General features: G+C 35.3%; 6 protein-coding genes and 1 pseudogene. All 7 read right to left on the bottom strand.

Annotated features, from left to right (window positions below):
- Positions 1-584: pseudogene (locus QZ657_RS02100) on the bottom strand (hypothetical protein); the annotation flags it as partial.
- 196 nt (positions 585-780) lie between these two features.
- Positions 781-1,593: a DUF6503 family protein gene (locus tag QZ657_RS02095; protein ID WP_291964645.1), complete on the bottom strand. Its 813-nt coding sequence runs from the start codon at positions 1,591-1,593 to the stop codon at positions 781-783.
- Between the two features lie 68 nt (positions 1,594-1,661).
- Positions 1,662-2,444, bottom strand: a complete 783-nt coding sequence (locus QZ657_RS02090) for a haloacid dehalogenase type II (protein WP_291964643.1) — start codon at positions 2,442-2,444, stop codon at positions 1,662-1,664.
- Between the two features lie 52 nt (positions 2,445-2,496).
- On the bottom strand, positions 2,497-3,102 hold the full coding sequence (locus QZ657_RS02085) for a TetR/AcrR family transcriptional regulator (RefSeq protein WP_291964641.1): 606 nt from the start codon (positions 3,100-3,102) through the stop codon (positions 2,497-2,499).
- 102 nt (positions 3,103-3,204) lie between these two features.
- Positions 3,205-4,314, bottom strand: coding sequence for an MBL fold metallo-hydrolase (locus QZ657_RS02080; RefSeq protein ID WP_291964639.1), 1,110 nt, complete (start codon positions 4,312-4,314; stop codon positions 3,205-3,207).
- Positions 4,315-4,665: 351 nt separating this feature from the next.
- The gene (gene arsB / locus QZ657_RS02075) at positions 4,666-5,721 is read right to left on the bottom strand and encodes an ACR3 family arsenite efflux transporter (protein WP_291964637.1); all 1,056 of its coding nucleotides are present in this window, start codon (positions 5,719-5,721) and stop codon (positions 4,666-4,668) included.
- A 2-nt stretch (positions 5,722-5,723) separates the two neighbouring features.
- Entirely contained in the window at positions 5,724-6,356 is a 633-nt protein-coding gene (locus QZ657_RS02070; RefSeq protein WP_291964636.1) for a low molecular weight phosphatase family protein, read from the bottom strand.
- Positions 6,357-6,373 lie beyond the last annotated feature (17 nt).

Genomic DNA, 6,373 nt, shown 5'->3' with positions numbered 1-6,373 from the left:
GGTAATAAAACCATAGCACCGCTGGTAAACATTACAAATAACCATGGCGCACATATTCCAGAAAATTCGGATACCGCGTTAAAACCATATAAAGCAATGGATACAACCACCAGACCAACACAAAAAACAATGACCACAAACCACATATTGGTGGGGTACCAATTAAGTTGTGCCGGAATGTCAAAAGCAAAACGTACCGCAGTGGCAGATACGGTAATCATTGCTGCGGATATAACGGAGAAAATAATGACATTGGCCCAATTGTAAAGCTTGGTCATAGAATCCCCTGCAATTTTATTCAGGTAGGTATACAAGCTTAATCTTGTGTCTACGGCGATAGGGGAGGTTATGAACGTCCAGCTTAAGACCGCTAATATATTACCGATCAGAAGCCCTAAAATAATATCCATGGTTTTTGCCCCAAGGGCTACGAAAGTAGCTCCAATAACAAATTCAGTTGCGGCTACATGCTCGGCGGCATATAGACCGGCAAAATGAGTCCAATCGTGTAATTTATGTTTTGCAACGGGTAATTGCTCTTCGTTTAATTTTTTTAATGCGGAATAATCTTGAGTAGTTGGCATTAGCTGAGTTGGTAGTTAAGTTTGTAATACAATTTATGTAGTATACTGTTCCAATACTTCGTATGCTTACATCTGTTTGAACAAGGGGTGCAATGTATTTAAATTATATACAAACTAACACACCTTTTAACAGTTTTGTAGTACAGTTTTGTGACATATAGGAACAAATATTTAATAAAATGCCAAAAACACAGTGCTATTTCTGAAAATCAATAAGTTTTAAACCATTATCAAACTTAATGTTGGTCCAATTTACCTTGATCCAAGGAGCATCCGTTACATCGGCATTCCATGAAGATTTTTTATATTGACGTTTAGTAGGAATAAGCATGTCGTCTACTTTTTCATATTCCAATACCATTAAGTTAGGAGTTTCCATAACTCCAAAATCCGCAACGGTAAATAAGAATTGGTCTACTAGCATTGTATTCTTGTTGATATACAATTGATAGATGTCGGTCGGTTTGGAGTTACCAAAGTCGAACAATACCTTAACAATGTCATAGTTCTTATCATCCACAGTTTTCTCCCCTAAATATTCATATGTTACCCCGGGATCTAATAATTTTTGAAACATGGTAAACCAATAGAAATTAGTAGGTCTATTGAAAGCGACTCTTTTTAGGGCTACAGAATCTTCTATGATATTTCCATTATGCTTTAGCCAATATTCCTGTCCGTTATATCCTTGTTCAATGGGACCATCAAAATTACTTAAGGTTCTCTGGTGTTTTTCATATTTTCCATAAGATAATTCACCGTCAAAAATGTATTTTTCGGTTGTTGTATCGGTTTTGCCATCGGGCGTTTGGTAGGTATAGGTGTAAACTACATCCTTCTTATTTCTTAAAGTTTTGTAATCACCTACTTTTTCAATCATTTTAGAGACAAGTTCATGTCCTTTGTTTTTATATGTAGATGTAACAGTTTCCTCATGCTGTACTTTATCGTTTTTACAAGAGAAAGTTAATATGCTAAGAAAAATTAGGCTTGAAATTTTATAATTCATGATGATAGGTATAGTTTCTTGTAATTTGTTTATGATTATTTAGATGTAACTAGATAAATGTTTTAAGCTTATGGTAGGCTGATAAGTCTATCGGCAACCAGTTTCAAGTTTTGTTCATTTATTTCTGGGGAAGGGGAAAGTGGATACAATTGCGCACCTGGTCTACTAATGAATGCTCCTCTCCAGCCGGCCCATAATGCTCCAGAAATATCCCAACCATGGGCCGCTACCAATAAGCATTCCTCTGGTTTGATGTTCATTTTTCTGGCTGCCCAATTATATGCATCTACATGTGGTTTAAACTTGCCCATATCCTCAATGCTTAAACGTTGATCAAAATACTTGGTGAGTCCTGCATTTTTAAATTGTGTTTCAACACCTTTATTGGATGAATTTGTGAATGAAACTAAAGTATAGCCGGCATCTTTTAAGCGCTGCAATGAGGAAGCAACTTCAGGGTGTGCGGGTAGCGAACGGATAGGATCAACAATTGATTTTTTAGCTTCTTCATGACTAAGTTTAATACCATTGTTGGCAGCAACCATTTGTAAGGCAGCCGCGCCTATAATGGCAAAATCATTGTATTGATTGGCAACCGTGGAAACCAAGGAGTACTGTAACATGGTTGTAAACCATAGCGGTAACAGGTCGTTTCTGCCGTTAAGGGCTTTGGCTACGCTATCTTTCATGGCAGTTAAATCCAACAAAGTTTCGTTGACATCAAAAAAAAGAACTTTGGGTCTATCGGTCTTTGGTTCTTTTTTATTAACAAAGCCTATGGCAGGTATTGTTGCACCTGCCGCTCCTAAAATGGTTGATTTCTTAATAAAGTCTCTTCTGTTGTTTTTCATGATATATATAATTATAAAAACATTCTATGCGGTATGTTTTTAGGTAAAAAAATTATTGCTTTATTTGATTTAGGTACATAGATAGCCCATTTAGATATTCATTGATTACTTCATCATCATCATCATAAAGTTTTCGAATTCCACGAATACCTTCAAAGGCGCTGATTAAATAAATAGCGGCCGCAGCACTTGAAATATCTTTTTTAATGGTGTTTTCAGACTTTCCTCTTTCAATTAATTCTACGAGTGCCCTTTTCCATTCCTCTATAATATTTTTTAGTGCTTTTTGATATACATTTTCATAATCCCCAATTTCATTGATGAGATTATTTGTGGGGCAACCGTGTTTCTTCTCATACATGGAGAAAGATTTAAGGCTGTTTAAAAAAGTATCTTCTAAAATAGCATATGCATTACCGTTTTGGTATAGAGGATATACCATTCTTTTTTGAACTCTACGCTGTAATTTTTGGGTAATTACTTCAATGCCTAATTCTTTTTTATTTGCATAATGGTGATAGAAGGCTCCTTTGGTCATGGTAGTTGCCTTCATTATTTTATCAATGCTTGTCGTTTTAAAACCTTCTTCGTAAAACAACTTAAAGGCTTCGTTAAGAATTAGTTGTTTGGAAAGTTCAGATTTTAATGCCTGTTTCATTTTGTAAAGTTGGAATAAAAAATACGGTATAGAATGTTTTTTGAGCTGATTTAACTAATTGTTAACTGTAAATGCTGTTAATAATATAAAATGGGAGGTTGGCTATTCATAGTTTTTCCACCAATCTGTATAATTGTTTACGGTATCTTTTACTATAATTTCTTGTCCAATTTCCGGTGAAATTATATTTAGGTTCAATTCTTTTGCCTTAGCCTTCACTCGTACAATGGGATCTGTCCATTCATGTAAGGCCAATTTAAAACCGGCCCAGTGTATGGGCATTACATTTTTAGCTTTAATATCTACGCCTGCTATAGCTGTTTCTTCAGGCATCATATGTATATCTGACCATTTTTCATTGTACTGGCCGCACTCCATTAAAGCCAGATCAAACGGACCATATGTATCTCCAATTTCTTTAAAATGGCTTGCATACCCACTGTCACCACTAAAAAATATATTATCTGTTGTTGTAGTAATCACCCAAGAGCTCCATAATGTACTTTGACCGTTATTCATTTTTCTGCCAGAAAAATGCTGTGCCGGTGTACATACTAATCTTATATCGTCCAGTGCCGTTTCTTGCCACCAGTCCATTTCTGTAATTTTCTCTTTTGGTATGTTCCAAGCACTCAAATGAACACCAACCCCAAGTGGTGTATAAAAGTGTTTGGTTTTATCCTTGATTTTTAAAACCGATTCATAATCTAAATGATCATAATGATCATGCGAATATATTACGGCATCTATGACAGGCAGTTGATCAATCTCTATGGGAAATTCTTTATTGAAACGGCTGCTGCCCAATAGCGGGTGAGGTGCAGGTACTTTTCCGAACATTGGATCTATCAGGATGTTTTTCCCATTTATCTGTAATAAAAAGGAAGAATGACCAAACCAGATCAATCTGGTATCACCTTTGTAATTTGAAACATTTACCTTATTTAAATGTTGTGGAATAATATCTTTTGTAGGTCTTCCATTAGGTACTTTTGTGGTAAAGAACGTGTATACTAGGCTTAAGGTTTCACTTAAACTCATTTCTTTTGGTACATCATTACTATTTCTGAATTTACCTTCTTTATAGTTACTGGATAATTGATAGGTTTTTTGTTGCTCTTTTGAAACATCTCCGCCAAAGCTTGGGTAATAATTGGTGAATAATAAATAGATAACCACTAAAACTCCTATAATAGATACTATTGCTATCATTATTTTTTTTAAAATTTTCTTGAACATTTACTATTATTTGATGCACTTGGTTTTTGTACCGCTTCGGTCACGTAAAGCGTTTAAAAAGTGAATATACGTATTCGCACTTTGTGATTTAGGGATGCTTTTATTTTAAATATTACTTTCGCTTAATTTTGGTTCAGAATTAAGCAGATACAATACCATATCCGTACACTATTTACCAATTATTGAACACATTTTCCCAATTAGTCCAAAAGCGAACATTGATTATAAAAAAAAAATAGGGTCTAAGCTTAATGCTTAGACCCTAATTAACGGATTATGTATTCTATTTATTTACACCACAGAATAGCATATTAACCCATAACTCTATACCGTTTGAGATGTAGTTTTTGAAAAGTATTTTTTCTTCAGCCAGAAGGAAACCTTTACTAAAAAAATCAATGCAGGTACCTCAACCAAAGGACCAATAACTCCAGCAAATGCTTGACCGGAATTTAGACCGAATACGGCAATAGCAACCGCAATGGCCAATTCAAAATTGTTTCCGGCTGCCGTGAAGGCTACAGAGGCTGTTTTATCATATTCTGCTCCGGTTGCCTTGGTAAAAAAGAAACCTATGATAAACATTAATGTAAAATAGATCAGTAACGGTACTGCAATTATCAGCACATCCATTGGTATTTCTACAATCAGTTCACCTTTTAAAGAGAACATGATAACAATGGTGAATAATAGCGCTATCAACGTCATAGGTGATATGGCGGGAATAAATTTGGTGGTGTACCATTCTTCGCCTTTTAATTTCACCAAAATCAATCTACTTAATATCCCCATTAAAAATGGTAACCCTAAATAAATGGCTACACTTTCTGCAATGGTGCCAATTGATATATCTACTATGGCACCCTCAAAACCGAAGTAGGGAGGAAGCACGGTGATAAATATCCAAGCGTAGAAACTGTATGCAAATACTTGAAATATACTGTTCAATGCTACTAAACCTGCGCCATATTCACTGCTACCATCGGCAAGATCGTTCCAAACCAATACCATGGCAATACAACGAGCCAAACCAATGAGTATAAGACCTACCATATATTCTGGATAATCTGTTAAAAAGGTTATTGCCAAGATGAACATTAATACAGGACCAATGATCCAATTTAGGATTAAGGAGATAGACAGAATTTTAGTGTTTCTAAATACCTTAGGTAGCAACACATAGTTTACTTTCGCCAATGGCGGATACATCATTAATATGAGACCTATGGCAATAGGAATATTGGTTGTGCCACTATTGAAGGTGTTTATGATATCTGGAAAGCTTGGAAAAAAATAACCGATTGCTACGCCTAAAGCCATTGCGGCAAATATCCACCAAGTTAAATTCTTATCTAGAAAACTTAATTTTTTAGATGCCATTTCTATTTATTGATTTGTGAGAATATGTAAAACAATTCTGTTGCAATTTGAATACTTCTTTCAGCGTATTTTTCAACCTGTTGCGGTGTGTTGTCAAAAGCCTTTGGATCTTCAAAAGTAATAGGAACCCTTTTTTCTGCACCAGCAATAAATGGGCAACCGCCATCTGCTTGGGAGCATGTCATCACCGCTGCAAATTTAGACGCAGGATTAAACGGATCTTCATATGATTTTGAAAAACCTATGACCGGATGTTCGTTCTCAGAAAATTTAATGGCATAAACCGGATTGCTGGTTTCTGAAAGTTTTTGAATCTGAAATCCTTGATTCTTTAAAGTCTCCGCAACCATTGGGAATAAAGTGGTAGCCTCTGTTCCGCCAGAATAGCAATTCACATTTTTAATATTGAAATATGTTGCCATCGTCTGTGCCCATACTTGAGATAGATGACTTCTTCTTGAATTGTGGGTGCAGATAAAGTTTATTCTAATAGCTGAATTAGCTGTTGTTTTCTGTTGAATAAAAACTATTAGCGGTTGTAAAACTTCTTTGCGTTCTTCTGTAATTAAATCAGTATTTAAAGAGCTGATGAATTGCGCTATTTCTGGTAGCATAGTTGTTTCTTTAGTGATCATGTTATGGTGTATTATCA

This window comes from Maribacter sp. (genome assembly GCA_020629415.1).
GTDB classification, from domain to species: domain Bacteria; phylum Bacteroidota; class Bacteroidia; order Flavobacteriales; family Flavobacteriaceae; genus Maribacter; species Maribacter huludaoensis.
This window is presented reverse-complemented; position numbering and strand designations above follow the sequence as displayed.

What these genes read in the sequence shown, in the direction of transcription:
- QZ657_RS02095 (WP_291964645.1), bottom strand. Translation starts at nt 1,593, where the DNA reads ATGAATTATAAAATTTCAAGCCTAATTTTTCTTAGCATATTAACTTTC.
- QZ657_RS02090 (WP_291964643.1), bottom strand. Translation starts at nt 2,444, where the DNA reads ATGAAAAACAACAGAAGAGACTTTATTAAGAAATCAACCATTTTAGGA.
- QZ657_RS02085 (WP_291964641.1), bottom strand. Translation starts at nt 3,102, where the DNA reads ATGAAACAGGCATTAAAATCTGAACTTTCCAAACAACTAATTCTTAAC.
- QZ657_RS02080 (WP_291964639.1), bottom strand. Translation starts at nt 4,314, where the DNA reads ATGATAGCAATAGTATCTATTATAGGAGTTTTAGTGGTTATCTATTTA.
- arsB (WP_291964637.1), bottom strand. Translation starts at nt 5,721, where the DNA reads ATGGCATCTAAAAAATTAAGTTTTCTAGATAAGAATTTAACTTGGTGG.
- QZ657_RS02070 (WP_291964636.1), bottom strand. Translation starts at nt 6,356, where the DNA reads ATGATCACTAAAGAAACAACTATGCTACCAGAAATAGCGCAATTCATC.